General features: G+C 71.6%; 17 protein-coding genes. 9 read left to right on the plus strand and 8 right to left on the minus strand.

What is annotated here, in order from left to right:
- The first annotated feature begins 360 nt into the window (after positions 1–360).
- Positions 361–693 carry a hypothetical protein gene (locus tag QSK32_RS22495; RefSeq protein ID WP_045746242.1) on the plus strand — a complete coding sequence of 111 codons (333 nt, stop codon included), beginning with the start codon at positions 361–363 and terminating at the stop codon, positions 691–693.
- Here QSK32_RS22495 and rho read toward each other — a convergent pair.
- Entirely contained in the window at positions 668–1,771 is a 1,104-nt protein-coding gene (gene rho / locus QSK32_RS22500) for a transcription termination factor Rho (protein ID WP_045746241.1), read from the minus strand. The genes QSK32_RS22495 and rho overlap by 26 nt on opposite strands.
- Before the next feature lie 209 nt (positions 1,772–1,980).
- Here rho and QSK32_RS45530 point away from each other — a divergent pair, with 209 nt between their 5' ends.
- Positions 1,981–2,448, plus strand: coding sequence for a helix-turn-helix domain-containing protein (locus tag QSK32_RS45530; protein ID WP_353050984.1), 468 nt, complete (start codon positions 1,981–1,983; stop codon positions 2,446–2,448).
- On the opposite strand, the gene QSK32_RS22510 is transcribed toward QSK32_RS45530, so the two are convergent.
- From QSK32_RS22510 to QSK32_RS22520, 3 genes are all read right to left on the minus strand, one after another.
- Positions 2,445–3,350 (minus strand): L,D-transpeptidase, encoded by a 906-nt coding sequence (locus QSK32_RS22510; RefSeq protein WP_285473062.1) that lies wholly within the window; start codon positions 3,348–3,350, stop codon positions 2,445–2,447. The genes QSK32_RS45530 and QSK32_RS22510 overlap by 4 nt on opposite strands.
- A 25-nt stretch (positions 3,351–3,375) precedes the next feature.
- Positions 3,376–3,534, minus strand: coding sequence for a hypothetical protein (locus QSK32_RS22515; protein ID WP_285473063.1), 159 nt, complete (start codon positions 3,532–3,534; stop codon positions 3,376–3,378).
- Positions 3,535–3,615: 81 nt separating this feature from the next.
- Complete coding sequence (locus QSK32_RS22520; RefSeq protein ID WP_285473064.1) at positions 3,616–4,569, minus strand: DMT family transporter; 954 nt, start codon at positions 4,567–4,569, stop codon at positions 3,616–3,618.
- Between QSK32_RS22520 and QSK32_RS22525 the strand changes: the two genes are divergently transcribed.
- Genes QSK32_RS22525 through QSK32_RS22535 form a run of 3 tightly spaced genes read left to right on the plus strand, consistent with a single transcriptional unit; the run spans position 4,568 to position 11,365 of the window.
- Positions 4,568–5,956, plus strand: coding sequence for an aminotransferase-like domain-containing protein (locus QSK32_RS22525; protein ID WP_285473065.1), 1,389 nt, complete (start codon positions 4,568–4,570; stop codon positions 5,954–5,956). The two genes, QSK32_RS22520 and QSK32_RS22525, sit on opposite strands and share 2 nt — an antisense overlap.
- Positions 5,957–6,000: 44 nt before the next feature.
- Positions 6,001–6,990 carry an LLM class flavin-dependent oxidoreductase gene (locus QSK32_RS22530; protein ID WP_045746238.1) on the plus strand — a complete coding sequence of 330 codons (990 nt, stop codon included), beginning with the start codon at positions 6,001–6,003 and terminating at the stop codon, positions 6,988–6,990.
- Between the two features lie 40 nt (positions 6,991–7,030).
- Positions 7,031–11,365 (plus strand): tetratricopeptide repeat protein, encoded by a 4,335-nt coding sequence (locus tag QSK32_RS22535; protein WP_285473066.1) that lies wholly within the window; start codon positions 7,031–7,033, stop codon positions 11,363–11,365.
- A gap of 42 nt (positions 11,366–11,407) precedes the next feature.
- Here QSK32_RS22535 and QSK32_RS22540 read toward each other — a convergent pair whose 3' ends face one another.
- Entirely contained in the window at positions 11,408–11,911 is a 504-nt protein-coding gene (locus QSK32_RS22540) for an RICIN domain-containing protein (protein ID WP_045746237.1), read from the minus strand.
- Between the two features lie 94 nt (positions 11,912–12,005).
- Positions 12,006–12,623, minus strand: a complete 618-nt coding sequence (locus QSK32_RS22545) for a TetR/AcrR family transcriptional regulator (RefSeq protein ID WP_045746236.1) — start codon at positions 12,621–12,623, stop codon at positions 12,006–12,008.
- Positions 12,624–12,713: 90 nt separating this feature from the next.
- On the opposite strand from QSK32_RS22545, the gene QSK32_RS22550 reads away from it, so the two are divergent.
- Genes QSK32_RS22550 through QSK32_RS22560 form a run of 3 tightly spaced genes read left to right on the plus strand, consistent with a single transcriptional unit; the run spans position 12,714 to position 15,808 of the window.
- Positions 12,714–13,865, plus strand: coding sequence for an acyl-CoA dehydrogenase family protein (locus QSK32_RS22550; RefSeq protein ID WP_285473067.1), 1,152 nt, complete (start codon positions 12,714–12,716; stop codon positions 13,863–13,865).
- A 16-nt stretch (positions 13,866–13,881) separates the two neighbouring features.
- Positions 13,882–14,631, plus strand: a complete 750-nt coding sequence (fabG, locus tag QSK32_RS22555) for a 3-oxoacyl-ACP reductase FabG (protein WP_045746234.1) — start codon at positions 13,882–13,884, stop codon at positions 14,629–14,631.
- A gap of 19 nt (positions 14,632–14,650) precedes the next feature.
- Positions 14,651–15,808 carry an acyl-CoA dehydrogenase family protein gene (locus QSK32_RS22560; protein WP_045746233.1) on the plus strand — a complete coding sequence of 386 codons (1,158 nt, stop codon included), beginning with the start codon at positions 14,651–14,653 and terminating at the stop codon, positions 15,806–15,808.
- 216 nt (positions 15,809–16,024) lie between these two features.
- Here the strand turns inward: QSK32_RS22560 and QSK32_RS22565 are convergent, their stop codons facing one another.
- Positions 16,025–16,798: a hypothetical protein gene (locus tag QSK32_RS22565; RefSeq protein ID WP_285473068.1), complete on the minus strand. Its 774-nt coding sequence runs from the start codon at positions 16,796–16,798 to the stop codon at positions 16,025–16,027.
- A 152-nt stretch (positions 16,799–16,950) separates the two neighbouring features.
- Between QSK32_RS22565 and QSK32_RS22570 the strand changes: the two genes are divergently transcribed.
- Positions 16,951–17,571 (plus strand): CG0192-related protein, encoded by a 621-nt coding sequence (locus QSK32_RS22570; protein ID WP_285473069.1) that lies wholly within the window; start codon positions 16,951–16,953, stop codon positions 17,569–17,571.
- Positions 17,572–17,667: 96 nt separating this feature from the next.
- On the opposite strand, the gene QSK32_RS22575 is transcribed toward QSK32_RS22570, so the two are convergent.
- Positions 17,668–18,129 (minus strand): VOC family protein, encoded by a 462-nt coding sequence (locus tag QSK32_RS22575; RefSeq protein WP_285473070.1) that lies wholly within the window; start codon positions 18,127–18,129, stop codon positions 17,668–17,670.
- Between the last annotated feature and the right edge of the window lie 167 nt (positions 18,130–18,296).

Raw genomic sequence — 18,296 nt, forward strand, 5'->3', positions numbered from 1 at the left:
AGTGCGGGAGTGCGGGAGTGCGGGAGTGCGGGAGTGCGGGAGTGCGGGAGTGCGGGAGTGCGGGAGTGCGGGAGTGCGGGAGTGCGGGAGTGCGGGAGTGCGGGAGTGCGGGAGTGCGGGAGTGCGGGAGTGCGGCACTCGGGTGTGCAGCGTTCGGAGGGGCCGCTCACCATGAACGGATGGAGTGCGCCGACGCCAGCCTCCGACCGCGGCGATCCGCGAGTCGCCGTCGACCGGGCGCAACCAGGTGGGTCCGTCCGCCGGGCATCGCGGCGAGCAACTCGCTGACCACGGTATACGTCCCCCAGTGCCGCAGGATAGCCTGAGCGTGAGGCTCCACGACCGGGGGAGGAGCACGAGATGGGCGCGGTGTCGTGGGTGACGGCGGTGGCGCAGCTGTTCTTGGCGGTGGGGCTCGTCATGCTCGCCGTGAGTGGTCGGCAGCGGGCCAGGCAACGGCTCGACCGGCGTCTGATGGTCGTCGACCGCAAACTTGACACGATCATGCGGCATCTGGGGATCGTCGAGCCGGAAGCGGAGTATCCCGAGGTGGTGGGGCTGCTCGTCACGGGCGACAGGATTCAGGCGATCAAGGTCTATCGGGAGCGGACCGGGGTGTCGCTGGCGGATGCGAAACGGGACGTGGAGCGGCTCGAGCGGGAGTACTTTACGCGTACCCCAGAGAGGCCTTGACCCTCTGCAGGAAGGCCGTGTTGCCGGGGGTGGTCCGCAGTTGCGTCAGCAGGCGGGCGAGGCAGGCGGCCGGGTCCTGGCCGGTGAGCGCGTGCCGCATCTGACCGATGACGGTCATCTCGCCGGGGTTCAGCAGGAGTTCGTCGTGGCGGGTGCCGGTGCTGCTCACGTCGATGGCCGGGAAGATTCGTGATTCGGCGAGGCGACGGTCCAGTTTGAGTTCGGCGTTGCCGGTGCTCTTGAGTTCTTCGAAGATGAGCGTGTCCATGCCGGAGCCGTTCTCGACGAGCGCGGTCGCGACGATGGTCAGCGAACCGCCGCCTTCGAGGGCGCGGGCGGCGCCGAGCAGACGTTTCGGCGGATAGAGCGCGGACGCGTCGAGCCCGCCGGAGAGGGTGCGGCCGCGACCGGGGGCGATCAGGTTGTGGGCGCGGGCCAGGCGGGTCAGCGAGTCGAGCAGCAGGACCACGTCTTCGCCCTGTTCGGCGAGGCGTTTGGCCCGTTCGACGGCGAGGTCGGCGACGGCGGCGTGTTCCTGGGGTGGGCGGTCGAAGGTGGCCGCGACCACCTCGCCCTTGACCGAGCGCCGCATGTCGGTGACCTCCTCCGGGCGTTCGTCGACGAGTACCACCATCAGGTGGCATTCCGGATGGTTCTGGGCGATCGCGTCGGCGACCTGCTGCAGCACGGTGGTCTTGCCGGCTTTCGGCGGGGCGACGATCAGGGCGCGTTGTCCTTTGCCGATCGGCATCAGCAGGTCGATCATGCGGGTGGTGAGCAGGTGCGGTTCGGTCTCCAGGCGCAGGCGGTCCCGCGGGTGGATGGAGGTCTGCTGGTAGAAGTCGGTGCGCGGGCCGGGCGGGCGCCCGTTGACGGTGTCCACCCGCAGGCGGCCGTTCGCCTGGGCGACGCCGGTGATCAGGTCGCCGGGGCGCAGACGGTGGCGCCGGATCTCGGCGGCGCTGACCGGGATGTCGCCGGGGGACGGCAGGTAGCCGTCGACGCGCAGGACGTTGTGGTCCAGCAGGGCTTCGAGGGGTCGATCTTCTTTTTGGGTACGGGGTACCGAGGTGTTCACTGGTCCTCCAGCAAGAGTGGGGTTGCTCCGGGGTGCGCGAAGAGTGCGCTGCCCAGGGAGCGAAGGTGATGAGGTGGTGCGCGGCCCGGGGGTGGCAGGAGCTGCCGGCATCCGGGGGCCGGAATGCCGTAACCGTAGCACCGTTGGCTTCCGCTGGCCATCAGGCGCGATGATGGCGGGGTCGGCACGGACTTTCGCTGGGAGGCGGCATGGCGCTGTTGCGCAGGGTGATCGGGGCGGTTCTGCGGCGGGTACGCCAGCGTCAGGGCCGGACCCTGCGGCAGGTCGCGGGTGCGGCCGGTGTGTCGCTGCCCTACCTGTCCGAGGTGGAACGCGGCACCAAGGAGGCGTCGTCGGAGGTGCTGGCGGCGATCTGCCGGGCCCTCGGGATGCCGATGCCGGACCTGCTCGACGAGGTCCGTAAGGAGATGCTGCGGGACGTTCCGGCCCCGCGGGCGCATCTGCGGCTGGGCCTGGCCACGCAGCGCAGCGTGCAGGGCGGGTCGTCGCCGCGCAGCGTGCAGGGCGGCTCGTCGCCGCGCAGTGCGCAGGGCGGCTCGTCGCCGCGCAGTGCGCAGGGTGGGTCGTCGCCGCGGTGTGCGGTGGGCGGCGGTGCCCCGCGCAGCATGGCCCGGCTGCGGTGCACCATGATCAGCCGACGGGTGGTACGTGTCTAGGCGACCACGGTGACCGGGGTGCCGGGCGTGATCTGCTTCAGCAGGGTGCGCTGGGCCTTCGCCGGCATCCGGACACATCCGTTGGAGATGCCGCGGCCGAACGCGCCGCGCCGCGACCAGGCGTGAATGCCGGTGTGTGCCTTGCGCAGCGCGGACGACAGGTTCTCCGGGCGTTCCGGCACCGAGGCCAGCACCAGCGCGTCGAGACCGGCGTAGACGGTGCCCTCGGTGCCGGTGCGGCCCAGCACGAACGTCCGCCCGCTCGGTGTCGGCGTGGCGGACGAGCCGACCGACACCTGCCAGGACTGCCGCTGCACGCCGTCACGGGTCCAGGTGAGCCTCCGCGACGACAGGTCGACGATCAGGTGGTCGCGCAGGGGTTCGGGCCGCCATCCGCGGTCCGGGAGCCAGCCGATCCGCCGGTTCGCGGTCGGCGCCAGCACGGCGACCCAGCCGTTCTGGCGGGCCACGATCGGTGCGACGACCGGCAGGCCACTGATCCGCGGCGGCAGGTAGGCGCGGGCACGGCCGCCGGGGGCGTCGTACAGCACCATCCGGCGGGTGAGCCGGACCGCCTCGGCGGGGGTGGTCAGCGTGTGCGGGTCCGGGTCGGCGGGCAGGCCCCGTGGACCCTTCAGATAGGTGATCGTCGGCAGGCCGTCCGGCGGGTCGGCGACGGCCCGGCGCGTACCCGGCGCCGCGGCCACGGCCGGCGCGGTCGCCGACGGGGTTACCGCAGCCGGCGGTACGGCCCCGGCGGCCCGGCCGGAGTGGTCCGTCGCGTCGCCGCGGGTGAGGCCGGCGAGGGCCCCGAGAGCGACGACGGCGGCGGTGAGACCGGCGGCGGGCAGGACCGCGCGGCCGCGGGCGGATGACGGTGCGGCGTGGTGCGCGCTCGGCATCCGCCCAGGTTACGGCGATTCCCCGTCAGCGGGGCGGCATGTTCGGCATCGTCGTCGGTGGTGGCGGGTGCTTCACGTCGCGACCCGAGGCCGGCTGGTCGCGGACGTTGTTCTCTACGGCCGCCGCGGCGGACAGGGCCGGCGCGAACCGCACACCGGAGAAGGTCTTCTCCGGCAGGGGCACCGGTGGCGTATCAACGGCTGGTCAGGGCCGGGGCCGGGGCCGGATCGGTCTCGGGTGGCACGGCGGGGCACCGGTGGTGTATCAACGGCTGGTCAGGGCCGGTGCGGGATCGGTCTCGGGTGGCACGGCGGCACCGGTGCTCTTCGCGCGCTGGGTGGCCGCCACGCACGCCAGCACGGCGACGGCGACCGCGGCGGCGTGCCAGGTGACGTGCTCGCCGAGCAGCAGCGCCGACCAGAGCAGGGTCAGCAGCGGCTGGGCCAGCTGGACCTGGCCGACCCGGGCGATGCCGCCGCGGGCCAGTCCGGCGTACCAGGCGACGAACCCCAGGAACATCGAGACGACGGTCAGGTACCCGAAACCGAGCCAGGCCCGCGGGGTGGCGTCCACCGGTGGCCGGTGGAGCATCGCGGCGACCGTGGCGGCCGTCGTCAGCGGCAGGGCGAGGATCAGGGCCCAGCAGATCGTGACGGCGCCGCCCATGGTCCGGGCGAGGACGCCGCCTTCCGCGTACCCCAGACCGCAGAGAAGGACCGCCGCGAAGAGCGACAGGTCCGCCCACGATGATCCGGTGCCGGTCGGGGTGGTGCGGAGGGCGGTGAAGCCGAGCACGGTGACCACGCCGACGCCCGCGGCGGCCCAGAAGAGGACCGGTGGATGTTCCCTGCCGCGAAGCACGGCGAACACCGCGGTGATGCCGGGCAGTAACGCGACGACGATTGCGCCGTGGGCGGCGGGCTGCACGGTGAGGGCCAGCGAGGTGAACAGCGGGAACCCCACGACGACGCCCAGGGCGACCACCGTCAGGCGCCGCCACTGTTCTTTCGTGGGGCGCGATGCTCGGCGAATCCCCAGGTAGACGAGGGCCAGAAGGCCGGCTCCGACGGCCCGGCCGAAGGCGGTGAACCAGGGGTCGAGGTCGGCGACGGCGGCCCGGGTTGCCGGCAGGGACAGGCTGAACGCCAGCACGCCGAGCGCTCCCAGGGCGGTGCCCGTTACCGCATTTCCGCCGATGACGTTACTCTGTGCTCTCATGAATGACGATAACGCAAGCGCTCGCGTTATCCACGATCTGCGGCGCGCGGCGGCGGCCGGGCCGGGATCCCGGCTGCCCTCGGTCCGCGAGTTGATCAGCCGGCACCGGGTGTCGCCGGCGACCGTGGCCCGGGCGACCCGGCAGCTCACCGCCGAGGGTGTGATCGAGGCGGTCCCCGGTCGTGGACTGTTCGCGGCGACCGCGCCGCGCGGCACCGGCGTGCCGGATCTCGACTGGCAGACGGTGGCGCTCGGCGCCCGGCCGGACGGCGAGGAAGCCCTGCAGGCGCTGCTCGCGGTGCCGCCGCCCGGGGCGATCCCGCTGTCCGGCGGCTACCTCGATGCGGTTCTGCAACCGACCGCGGCGCTCGCCGGCGCCCTCGCCCGGGCCGCCCGGCATCCGGCGAGCTGGGACCGCGGCGACGTCGCCGGACATCCCGACCTGCGCTCCTGGTTCGCCCGGGAGAGCGGTGGCCTGCTGCGCGCCGAGGACATGGTGATCTGCCCCGGCGGTCAGGCCGCGCTCACCACCGCGATCCGGGCGCTGACCGCGCCCGGCGAGCCCGTCCTGGTCGAATCGCCGACCTACCTGGGGGTGCTGGCCGCGGCCCGGGCGGCAGGCCGCCGGGTGGTGCCGGTTCCGGCCGACCATGATGGGGTACGCCCCGAGCTGCTCGCCGCGGCCTTCGCACGCACCGGCGCCCGGCTGTTCTACTGCCAGCCGCTGTACGCGAACCCGTCCGGTGCCGTCCTCGCCGCGGGTCGCCGCGCCGCCGTGCTGGACGCCGCCCGCGTCGCCGGGGCGTTCGTGATCGAGGACGACTACGCGCGGGACCTCACCATCGACGGGGAACCCGCGCCGCCGCTGGTGACCGCCGACGTCGACGGCCACGTGATGTACCTGCGCTCGCTGACCAAGGCGGTGGCGCCCGGACTGCGGGTGGCCGCGCTCGGCGCTCGCGGGGCGGCCGGGCAGCGACTGCGGTCGGCCCGGGTGCTCGACGACTTCTTCGTGGCCGGGCCGTTGCAGCGGGCGGCCCTGGAGTTCGTGACGTCCCCGGTGTGGCCGCGCCACCGGCGGGCGCTACGGTCGGCGCTGCGCGAGCGGCGGGACGCGCTGCTCACGGCGCTGGGCCGGCACCTGCCGACGCTGGTGCCCGCGGTGGTGCCGCGGGGCGGGTTCCACCTCTGGGTGCGGCTGCCGTCCGGTGTCGACGAAGCCGCCCTGGTCACCGCGGCTGCCGCGGCCGGCGTGGTGGTGTTCCCGGGGCGGCCGTGGTTCGCGGCGGAACCACCGGGGGAGTTCCTGCGGCTCACCTACGCCGCGGCGCCGCCCGAACTGCTCGACGACGGGGTTCGGCGGCTGGTCCGGGCGTGGTCTTGGTAACTCCTATGCCATCGGCAGGGATTGCCGGGACTAGGGTGTGAGACATGCTGCGCAAGCTGGGATTCCTCACCATCGGGCTGTTCGACGAGGCGGATCCCCGCCGTGGCCACGAGTCCACCCTGGAGATCATCTCGCTGGGGGAGCGGCTCGGCTTCGACAGCGCCTGGCTGCGGCACCGGCACCTGCAGTTCGGCATCTCGTCACCGGTGGCGGTGATGGCCGCGGCGTCCCAGCGGACCAGCCGGATCGAACTGGGCACGGCGGTGACCCCGCTCGGCTGGGAGAACCCGCTGCGCCTCGCCGAGGACCTGGCGACCGTGGACATCCTGTCCGGCGGGCGCATCAACCCGGGGGTGAGCGTGGGCCCGCCGATGAACTACGCGACGGTCCGCGACGCGCTCTACCCGGACACCGCCGACGCCGAGGACTTCAGCTACCAGCGGGTGACCCGGCTGCTGGCCGCCGTCCGTGGCGAGCAGGTCTCCGACTTCTCCGGCACCCTCGGATTCGAGCAGTTCTCCGGCCGTGTCCAGCCGCACTCGCCCGGCCTCGCGTCGCGCATGTGGTACGGCGGCGGCAGCCTGCGATCGGCCCGGTGGGCCGGTGAGAACGGCATGAACTTCCTGACCAGCAGCGTGGTGAAGGCCGAGGAGTCGACGGATTTCGCCGAGATCCAGCTGTCGCACATCCGCGCGTACCGCGAGGCCAACCCGGCCGGCCGGATCTCCCAGGGCCTCGTCGTGATCCCCACCGACAGCGCCACGCCGGAGCAGCGGGCCCGCTATGCGGCGTACGCGGAGAAACGCCTGCCCCGCACCCGGGAGCCGCAGGGGCCGGCGCGGATGATGTTCGCCCCGGACGTCGTCGGCACGTCCGCCGAGATCGCCGAGCAGCTGGCCGCGCACGTGGCGTTCCGGGAGGTGGAGGAGGTGGCGTTCGCGCTGCCGTTCACCTTCGAGCACGACGACTACGTCCAGATCCTCACCGACATGGCCACGAAGCTGGGCCCGGCGCTCGGCTGGAAACCCGCCTGACGGGTTGCCGCGCCGGGCGGCGCCGCATCACAGTGGACCGGTGACGCTCCCCGCCCCGGTCTTCGTCTCGCACGCCTCCGCCGATGACACGTTCGTCGCGGAACTGCGTATCCTGCTGGAGGACTGCCGGATCCCGGTCTGGGTGGACTCGCGGGAACTGCGCGGCGGCAGTCGCCTGGCACCGGAGATCGAGGCCGCCATCCGGGACGCCGCCCACGTCGTGGCGGTCCTGAGCCCCGCCACGATCAACTCGCCATGGGTACGCCGTGAGATCACCTCCGCCCTGGCCGTGGGCCGGCCGGTCATCCCGTTGCTGCTCCCCGGTATCACCCCCGCGGCCCTGACGATGTGGTTCCCGGAGGAGCCCGTCGCGATCGAGGTGGACCGTGGGCCGGGCGGGCTGAGCGCCGCCGCACCGCGGATCCTCGCCGCACTGGGCAGGCGGCTCCCCGACGACGCACCACCGTTCCGCGAAGCCGGGACGAAACCGGTCGAGGAACTGGTCCTGAAACTGACCGACCCCACGTTCGAGGAGGCCGGCGGACGGCGGCGGGTCCGGGCGACGGCCACGCTGATCTACGAACCGGCCGCCCGCGGGGCACGCCACGTGGAGAGCCGCCGGTTCGTCCTCACCGCGCCCTGGGACTCGATCGCCGCGGACGATCTGGCGTGGTACCTGCAGAGCTACTACCGCTGGCCGGCCGGGGTGTTCCGGCGGCGGGCCGAGGAGATCCAGGAGCGGCTGCCGGTCTGGGGCCGCGCCCTGCACACCGCCGCACTGGGTGATCCGGCGGCCCGGGCGGCGCTGACCGCCTGGCAGACCGCGGCGGACGGCGCCGACCGCCGGTTCTCGGTGATGGTCGACGGCGACCTGCCCACGGGATCCGCGTCGACGCAGGCGCAGGCGTCCGCCCGGGAGGCCGCCACCGTGCTGCTCACCCTGCCTTGGGAGCTGCTGCACGACGAGCGTGGCTGGCTGTTCCAGGGCCGGGACGCGGTCCGGGTCCGCCGCCGGTTGCCCAACCGTGAGGTCGCCCCGGCCCGCCCGGCCGCACTGCCGGTCCGGATCCTGCTGGTCAGCCCCCGCCCGGAACACGACGGCCGCGGCGGCCGGGTCAGCTACCTCGATCACCGCTCCAGTGCCAGGCCGCTCGTCGAGGCGGTGGAGGAACTCGGTGATCTGGCACGGTTGACGGTGCTGCCGCAACCCAGCTACGCCGCTCTGGAACAGGCCCTGGGCGACGGCGATCAGGGTCGGCCGTTCGACGTGGTCCACTTCGACGGCCACGGCGTCTACGACCGGCGGATCGGGCTGGGCGGCCTGTGCTTCGAGGCGGCCACCGACCCGTCCCTGCTCGAGGTGGTGGACGCCGACCGGCTGGCCGGGCTGGTCCGGCGGCACCGGATCCCCCTGGTCTTCCTGGAAGCCTGCCAGAGCGCCACCGCGGAGAACGACCCGACCGCGTCGGTGGCGGCCCGGCTGCTGAACGAGGGTGTCACCTCGGTCGTCGCGATGAGCCACAGCGTGCTGGTCGAGACCGCCCGGCGTTTCGTGCACGCGTTCTACGCCGCGCTGGCCCGGGGTGCCCGGGTGGGCACGGCGATGCTGGCCGGGCAGCAGGCGCTCCACGCGGACCCGGTCCGCGGCCGGGTCCGCGGCGCCGGGGAACTGCGGCTGCAGGACTGGTTCGTGCCGGTGCTCTACCAGGAGGAACACGACCCGCAACTGATCACCAGGATCGCGCCGGGCGACGTCCGGGAGCAGCAACGCCGACGGCGCCGGTTCAGCCTGGGCGCGCTGCCCGAACCGCCGGGCCACCGGTTCCACGGCCGCAGCCGGGACCTGCTCGCCCTGGAACGCCTGCTGACCCGGTCGTCGTGGGCGGTGGTCCGCGGCACCGGCGGCCAGGGCAAGACCACCCTCGCCGCCGAACTGGCCCGCTGGCTGGTCCGGACCGGCCGGTTCGGGCAGGCCGCCTTCGTGAGCCTGGAACACCACTGCGACGACCGGGCCGTCCTGGACACGATCGGCAGCCAACTGGCCGGCCCGCGCTACTCGGTCGCGGAGTTTGACGACCTGACCGAGGCTCTGCAGCCCGTCGAACGCGCCCTCCGCAACCGGCCGACGATCCTGGTGGTCGACAACTGCGAGTCCGCGTTGCTGGGCGAACCCGGCCCGATCTTCGCGCTGTGCGAGACCCTGGTGGCGGCCGGCGACGGCACCCGCCTGCTGTTCACCACCCGGGAGTCGTTGCCGGCGCCGTTCGACCGTCCGGAGCGGGCCCTCGGCGCCCTGGACTCCGCGTCCGCGATCGAGCTGGTCGGCCAGGTCCTGAAGCAGCAGGGGCTGGTCCCGCCGGAACAGGACGCCGGCGAGACCCCGCAACAGATCGCCGACCTGGTGGAGGCGGTCGGCCGGCACGCGCGGGCCCTGGTCCTGCTGGCCCCGGAGGTGGCCCGCGCCGGGGTGACCGCGGCGACGGCCGACCTGCACGAGGTGATGGTCAGCCTGGAACGACGGCATCCCGGCGACCGGGAGAACTCGCTCTACGCGAGCGTCGAGCTGTCGCTGCGCAGGCTCCCACCCGGCTCCCGTACCCACGCCGCCGTCCTGGCCGTCTGCCCCGGCGGGACCGATTTCGTGGTTCTGAAGGCACTGACGGGCCTCGAGCCCCGGGAATGCGCCCGTCTCGCGTTTGATCTGGTCAAGGTCGGGCTGGCCGAGTCTGCGGAGGAGGGGTACCTCCGGTTGGACCCGGGGTTGGCGCCCTACTTGATGGACGGGCTGGACACCGAGCGTGCCGAGCTGCTCCGCGGACAGTGGGCCGAGGCGATGGAGACCGTGACGGCGTTGCTTTACGTCGACCGTTACCAGAACGCGGCGAAAGCGGCACGGCTCGCCGCGCTGGAGGTCCCCCACCTGCTGTCCATGCTCGACCAGCTGCAGAAGGTCCGGCCGCCCGAGGACGTCGTTCTTCTCGCCTCGCAGGTGGAGACCCTGATGAAGGATCTGGGACGCGCCCACGCCGCTGCCCGTGCTGCCGGAATCCGCAGGCAGGCGGCGAGTCGCCTGGGCGAGTGGTCACATGCCCGGTTCGTGGACGAGTCGTCCCGGGCGAATGTGATGTCTGTCCAGGGCGATGATGCCGGAGCGCTGCTTGGATTTCAGCAGGTCCTCTCCCGATGTATCGCGGCGGGTGATGACGCATACGAGGACGCCGCCTTCGACACGGCACAGGCCCAGGCGATGCTGGGAACGGCACAACATGCCGCCGGTTCGCCCGATGCTGGACTGATCACGCTGCTGAAAGCGGAATCGTGCTTTCGGCATCTGGCCGCTGCCGGGGATGAGGAGGCAGCGAGGAACGTGACGACGACCTTGGCGGAGATCGGTGCATGCCTGTGCGATCTGGGCCGCTTTCAAGAAGCAACGAAGGCATGCGAGAGTGCCATCGCGTTGGCGGTGGCCTCCGGTGACGTCCGGGTACGGACGGTGGCCAGCTATCGACTCGGAACCGTGCACCTCTTGCAGGGGAACCTCGACAAGGCGCTGCGCGCCTATCACGATGCCCGTGATGTCGGTCGTGAACTGGGTGATGAGTCCATCGCGCTCCCGGCGATGCACCAGATCGGCATGGTGCACCGGAAGGCCGGACGATTCGAGGAGAGCGAGGACGCCTATCGCGACGCCCTGGCGATGGCGGTGCGACAGAAGGATCTCTCCAATCAGGTTTCGGCGCTGACCGAACTGGGAGGCCTCTACAACTACATGGGCCGGCCTGACGATGCCGTGGCTTTCTACCGGCGTGGGATCGATATCAGCGGGCAGCAGGGCGATCTCCTGTCCGAGGGGATCGCCCGCAACAACCTGGCGGAGACACTCATCGTGCTGGGCCGTCTCGACGAAGCCCGGCCTGAGCTCCAGCGGGCGGCAGTCTGTGTGGAGCCGTTCGGTGCCCATGCTCAGCCGTGGACGGTGTGGGCATTGTGGGAGAGTCTCGAGAGGTCCGCCGGAAACCGTGACGCCGCCGCTGCCGCGCGCAGGCGGGCGATCGGCGACTATCTGGACTATCGCCGTGCCGGTGGCGAGAACCGTACGGAGAACACCGCTTTCTTCGATCTTGTTCTGAGAGCCTTCGACCAGGGTACCCAGGCTCCGGCCATCCGGAGCCTGGAGGAGCGGGGACGACGCGACCAGCGGACGTGGGTGGTCGCGCTGTCGCGAAGTCTTGCTGCTTTCCTGGGCGGCAGCCGCGACGCGGGTCTGGCTGACGACACCGACCTCGACTACATGGATGCCGCCGAGATGGCGATTCTGCTGTACGGCGCCGGCGCCGCGCCGGCCGAGCACCGGCGCCGGCACGGGATCGGTTGACGGCACCGCGCGTGCGGTGCCGCCTTTCCGGCCGGTCCGCTCTCAGCGCCAGATCTGGTTGCGGTAGTCGCCCCAGACGTTGGCGGCGGCGACGTTCACCGTCGGCGTCGCGACGTCGTTGACGTAGTTCTGCTGTAGCCGTTTCCCGCTGTTGATGTTCTTCAGGAAATAGCCGGTGACGTAGTATTCCGCCTGGTAGATCTCCCACTGCTGATTGGTGGCGCCGGTGCATTCTGCCACCTTGACGGTCGTCGTCTCGGCGCCGTCCACATAACTCTGTTCCAGGCACTTGCCACTCTTGTTCTTGATGGTCACGACGACGTATCCGGTGCCGACCCGGGTGGACGCCCACAGCTGGCTGTCGCCACCGGTGCACGTGGCGACCTGTACGTCCGTCGTCTCGGCGCCGCTCACCCAGACCTGTTCCAGGCATTTCGTGCTGCGCCAGTTCAGGGTCGAGTGCCAGTAGTCCTCCGCGGCGGAGGCCGGGGCCGGCGCCACGAAAAGGGCCGCCATCGTGGCGAGAGCGATCGCGAAACGTCTCATGTGTTCCCCCGAAGAAACCCGACGAGATGGAATGGTGATGGCCGCGCCGACGGTACCAATCATCGGCGGGGGAACGGCCTTACAGTTGGACGCTCTAATGCCCGAGACGCGCGGCCAGACCATCGACGAACGTCGTCAGTGCGAACTCGAAACTGTCCCGGTCGACCGCCTCGGCATGCTCCCGCAGGCGGTGCGCGTCGGCCAGGTGCGGATAGCGGTCGAGATAGACCTGCACGTCGTCGACGAACCCCTGCGAGAACGAGCCCATCGCCGCCCCCACCACCAGGTATTTCGTCGAGGCGCCGATCATCGTCGCCTCGCGCGGGGGCCAGCCGGCCGCGACCAGGCCGCCGTGGATGGCGTCCGCCCGCTGCAGGGAGACCTCACGCTGGCCGGGGCCCTGCGCCAGGAACGGCACGAAGTTCGGGTGGGCGGCGAGCGCCGCCCGGTAGGAGCGGGCCCAGCCGAGCAGGCCCTCGCGCCAGCCGATCGCGAAGGCGGTCACGTCGACCGTCGCCATGATCTCGGTGGCCATGTCGTCGAGCAGGTGTTCCTTCGTCGGGTAGTGGAAGTACAGCGCGGGGGCGCTCACCGACAGCGCGGCGGCCAGTTTTCGCATGCTCAGGCCGTCGAGGCCCTCCGCGTCGATGATCGCCAGGGCGGCGGCGCGCAGGCCGGACCGGCTGAGCAGTGGGGTGCTGGGTCTGGCCACGAAAACTCCCCGTTGAGAAGACTAACGCCGTTAGGTTAACCTGCCGACGAGAAAACCTGACAGCGTTCAATTAAAGCCCGGGGAGCCGCCGTGGATCTCAGCCTGACGCCGGAGCAGGAGCAGTTCCGCACGCTCGCCCGGGACTGGGTCGACCGCGAGGTGGTGCCGCACGCCGCCGAGTGGGACCGTGCCGAGCACGTCGACCTGAAGATCGTCGGGCAGCTCGGTGAGCTGGGCTTCCTCGGCCTCGGGATCGACGAGGAGCTCGGCGGCTCGGGCGGGGACTTCCTCAGCTACTGCCTGATGATGGAGGAGCTGGGCCGCGGCGACACCTCGGTTCGCGGCATCGTCTCGGTGAGCCTCGGCCTGGTCGCCAAGAGCATCCAGGCGCACGGCACCGAGGATCAGCAGGTCCGCTGGCTCCCCGGGCTCACCTCGGGCGCGACGCTCGGCTGTTTCGCGCTCACCGAACCGGGCACCGGTTCCGACGCGGGCAACCTGACCATGCGGGCGGTTCGCGACGGGGACGACTGGATCCTCAACGGCGAGAAGATCTTCATCACCAACGGGACCTGGGCCGGACTGGTGCTGTGCTTCGCGCGTACCGGAAAGGAAGCGGGACCGAAAGGCATCACCGCTTTCCTGGTTCCGGCCGACGCGCCCGGCCTCGGCCGGCGCGAGATCAAGGGAAAGCTCGGCCTGCGCGGCCAGGCCACCGCCGCATTGACCTTCGAGGATGTACGCGTGAGCGACACCGACCGGCTCGGCGGCGAGGGTGCCGGTTTCACCATTGCGATGAGCGCGCTGGACAAGGGGCGGATCGCGGTGGCGGCCGGTTCGGTCGGGCTGGCCCGCGGCTGCCTCGAGGCGGCGATCGGGTATGCCACGCAGCGCACCCAGTTCGGCAAACCGATCGCGGCGCACCAGCTGGTCCAGGAGATGCTCACCGACATCGCCGTGGAGACCGACGCGGCGCGTCTGCTGGTCTGGCGGGCCGCCGATCTGGTCGACCGGAGACGGCCGTTCCGCACCGAGGCGTCGATGGCCAAGCTGTTCGCCACTGAGGCCGCCGTCAAGGCCGCCAATCAGGCCGTCCAGGTGTTCGGCGGATACGGATACGTCGACGAGTTCCCGGTCGGCAAGGCACTGCGCGACGCCCGGGTCACCACGCTGTACGAGGGAACCAGCCAGATCCAGAAACTGCTCATCGGCCGCGCGCTGACCGGGATCAGCGCCTTCTGAGATTAGGGGATCCAGCATGAGCCGGGTTGCTGTCGTCACCGGCGCCGCGCGAGGCATCGGCGCGGCCACCGCCCTCCAGTTCGCCCGCGAGGGCGCCACCGTCGCCGTCCTCGACCTGGACGAGGCGGCATGTGCAGAAACGGTCGACCGGATCACCGCCGGCGGCGGCACCGCGGTCGCGTTCGGCTGCGACGTCGCCGACGAGGCCCAGGTCGACGCCGTCGTCGACAAGGTGGCGGCCGACCTCGGCAGACTCGACGTCCTGGTCAACAACGCCGGGGTGCTGCGGGACAACCTGCTGCACAAGATGTCCGCCGCGGACTGGGACATCGTCCTGAGCGTGCACCTGCGCGGCGCCTTCCTGTGCAGCCGCGCCGCGCAGCGCCACATGGTCCCGCAGCGATCCGGGAGGATCGTGAACACGTCGAGCGTGTCCGCGCTGGGCAATCGCGGTCAGGCCAACTACGCCGCGGCGAAGGCGGGCATCCAGGGCTTGACCCGGACCCTGGCGATGGAGTTGGGTCCTTTCAACATCAACGTGAACGCGGTGGCGCCCGGCTTCATCGTCACCGAGATGACCGACGCGACCGCCGCCCGGGTGGGGATCTCGGCCACCGAGATGCGTGCGAAAGCCGCCGAGATCACCCCGTTGCGGCGGGTCGGCCGGCCCGAGGACGTGGCGCGCGTGGTCGCGTTCCTGGCCTCCGACGCCGCGTCGTTCGTCACCGGCCAGACCCTTTACGTCGACGGCGGACGCCGTCTCTAGATTTGTAAGGAACGTCGATATGCGCCGCACGATTTTCAACGAGGACCACGAGGCCTTCCGGCAGACCCTGCGGGAGTTCATCGAGGCCGAGGTGGTCCCCCGCTACGACGAGTGGTTCGCGGCCGGTGAAGTGCCGCGCGATTTCTACAAGAAGCTCGCCGAACTGGGACTCTTCGGCATCGAGGTCCCCGAGGAGTACGGCGGCGCCGGCATCGCCTCGTTCAAGTTCGCCGCCATCCAGTACGAGGAGGCGTCCCGGGCGGGCGTCAGTTTCGGCGGTTCCGGCGTGCACGTCGCGCTCTGCCTGCCGTACCTGCTGAAGCTCGGCACCGAGGAGCAGAAGCAGCGCTGGCTGCCGGGCTTCGTGGCCGGTGACACGATGTTCGCGATCGCGATGACCGAGCCCGGCACCGGCAGTGACCTGGCCGGGATGAGCACGACGGCCAAGCTGTCCGAGGACGGTACGCATTACGTGCTGAACGGCGCCAAGACGTTCATCACCGGCGGGGTGCTCGCCGACCGGGTGATCGTCTGTGCGCGGACGTCGCCGGCCAAGCCCGACGACCGCCGCTTCGGCATCTCCCTGCTGGTCGTCGACACCACGTCGCCCGGCTACTCGGTCGGCCGCAAGCTCGACAAACTCGGCCTGAAGACCTCCGACACCGCGGAACTCGCCTTCTCCGACGTGAAGGTGCCGGTCGAGGACCTGCTCGGCGAGGAGAACAAGGGCTTCTCCTACCTCGGGCAGAACCTGCCGCAGGAGCGCCTGGGCATCGCCTACGGCGCCTACGCGCAGGCCGCGGCCGCGGTGCGGTTCGCGACCGAGTACACCCGGGAGCGCAAGGTGTTCGGCCAGCCGGTCGCCTCGTTCCAGAACACCAAGTTCGAACTGGCCGCCTGCCAGGCCGAGGTGGACGCCGCGCAGGCCGTCGCCGACCGCGCCCTGGAGGCCCTGGACGCCGGCGAGCTGACGGCGGCGGAGGCCGCCTCGGCGAAGCTGTTCTGCACCGAGGTCGCGCACCGGGTCATCGACCGCTGCCTGCAGCTGCACGGTGGCTACGGGTTCATCAACGAGTACCCGATCGCGCGCCTCTACGCCGACAACCGCGTCAACCGGATCTACGGCGGCACGTCCGAGGTCATGAAGATGATCATCGCCAAGGACATGGGGCTTTAAAGACCCATCAGGGGGTACGCGCTACCCGTTCCATTCATGTCTGTCCCGGGCGCGAGCCACTGCCGGCTCGCGCCCGCTGCCGCGGGCGCGACTCCGATCCCGTCCCGGCCGGATTCCGGCGTCCACAGCGGACGCCGGCCGGCTGTGGCGGCCGGTCAGCGACGGCCCGCGGGCCGGTCCTCGGCGGTGGCTGGTGAGGCCTGTGAGGTTGCTGAGCTATCCGGCATCCGTCGGCACCGGCCGCTCCCCGGCGGGCGCCCGGACCGCCAGCACGTTGAGGATCAGCGCGAAGACGGTCAGGCCCACCAGCAGCGCCGTGATCGCCTGGTCACCCCAGTCACCGGTCACCACCGGCGGCACACTCCAGGCGTCCAGCGACAGGCAGCCCAGCCCGACGGCGGTCGCCGCGGCCAGCGGCGGGATCAGCCAGAGCAGCACCGCCGGGAAGCCCCGATCGTCGTTCTGCAGCAGGCCGGCCAGCGTCACGACGGTCCACCCGATCCCGGTGAGCACACCGGCCGTGACCACCGTGTGCCGGGAGACCCGTCGGCCGAACGCCGCACCCAGGCCGGCCCCGGCCGCCGCGTACAGCGGGAAGGCCACCGCCAGGGCGAGCAGCAGCGTGCCGACCGGCGGCCCGTCGCCGGCCACCCCGGCCGACCGCCACACCTGCTCGGCGACCGCCCCGACCCGCTCACCGCGCAACCACAGCACCAGCCCCGCGACCAGCGCCATCACCGTGCCGAGCAGCACGGACAGACCGAGAGCGACCCGGTGCCGGTGCCGGCGGGCGGCGGCCAGCCCCGCGGCGAACGCCACGAAATGGCCGCACAGCACGCCGGAGGTGCCGCGCATCAGGTCGGTCGCGAAGCCCCACTCCCACTGCTGGCCGTCCCCCTGCGGGTCGTAGTTGATCCAGAACTCGTAGAACGCGTCGTTGACCGGCATCAGCACGACGACGAGCAGCGCGGCGACGGGAACTGACCACACCGCTGGATGTCGTAATGTCCGCATGCTCGCGAGCCTTCCCGGCCCTGGTCACGGTAGTGTCACCCCCCGGCCCGACATGCCTGTGAAACATGGCGTCCCGGGGGTGCTGCGGCGGCCGGTACAAGGGGCGGTGCGCCACTAGGCTGCGGGTCATGGCTCTCCTCCACAAGGCGACGATCACCCCCACGAAGCTCGAGCTCCTCTCCTCCTGGCTGCCCACCCGCCCCTGGTTCGACGGCCCGGCGGGCGGCGAGATCACCCGGGTGGCGGCGGCCCGCTTCGACGACCCGGCGGGCGAGGTCGGCATCGAGACGCTGCTGGTCCGCGCCGGCGACGGCCCCACCCTGCACGTGCCGCTGACCTACCGGGGCGCGCCGCTGGCCGGGGCCGACGCGTTCCTGGTGGGCACCACCGAGCACAGCGTGCTCGGCAAGCGCTGGGTGTACGACGCCACCGGCGACCCGGTCTACGTCGTCGAACTGGCCCGGGTGATCCGTGACGCCGGCAACCAGGCGACCGAGGAGTTCGAGAACGGCGACTCCCGCGACCCCGACCTGCGGCTGGTCGGCAGCGGCGCGGAGGTGCCGGCGCCGGCGTCGCTGACCGCCCACCGCGACGGCGAGCCCACCGTCATCGAGACCGACACCCTGCTCCTGACGGTCAACCGCATCCCGACGGTCGCCGTCGACGACGCCAACGAGGGCATCCTGACCGCGTGCTGGTCCGGCCAGGAGACCCCGGTGGTCCTCGTCCACCTGGCCGCCCGCGACTGACAGACCCACCCGCGGGCCGTGCCCCCCGCCGGCCGGGGACACGGAACCGCGCACTCTCGTACCGGCGATCGCCGGACACCGTGTCGGTGCGCGGTGTCAGCCGGCGTAGGCCACGGCGACGTCGAGGATCCAGGTGACGCCGAACCGGTCGGTGAGCATGCCGAAGCCCGGCCCCCACGGCGAGGGGCCGAACTCCTCGACGATCGCGGCGCCGTCGGCCAGCTTGTCCCACAACACGCTGACCTCCTCGGCGGTCTCGCCGCGGACGGAGACGAAGGACCGCTCGCCGGTCAGGGTCATGCCGTGCTCGCGGGTGGTGGCCGCGGCCGGCGCGGCCGCGGGGCTCTGGCCGGGTACGTCGTACGCCATGATGCGGAACCCGTTGTCGGCCGTGACCTGACCGAAGACGACCTTGTCGGCGTCGGGCGCCTCCTTCGGCATGCCGAAGTCGCCGTACGCGACGACGGTGAGGTGCCCGCCGAACACCGACCGGTAGAACTCCAGCGCCGCCCGCGCGTCGCCGCGGAAGTTCAGGTGCGGGGTGGTGGTGATGGCCATGGGTGACTCCTTGAGATCCGCGGAAGCTGGGGTTGACGCCGTGGTGACCGGCGCAGAACCAAGATTTCCAGCAGTAGGTGACAGGGAGTGGCACCTGTTCCGGGCGAGGCTTCCGGTCATGACGAGCTGACGGCGGACAGCCACCTCCTGGACCTCGGCCGCGGATG

It is taken from the genome of Actinoplanes sp. NBRC 101535, assembly GCF_030269225.1.
Taxonomy (GTDB): Bacteria; Actinomycetota; Actinomycetes; order Mycobacteriales; family Micromonosporaceae; genus Actinoplanes; species Actinoplanes rectilineatus.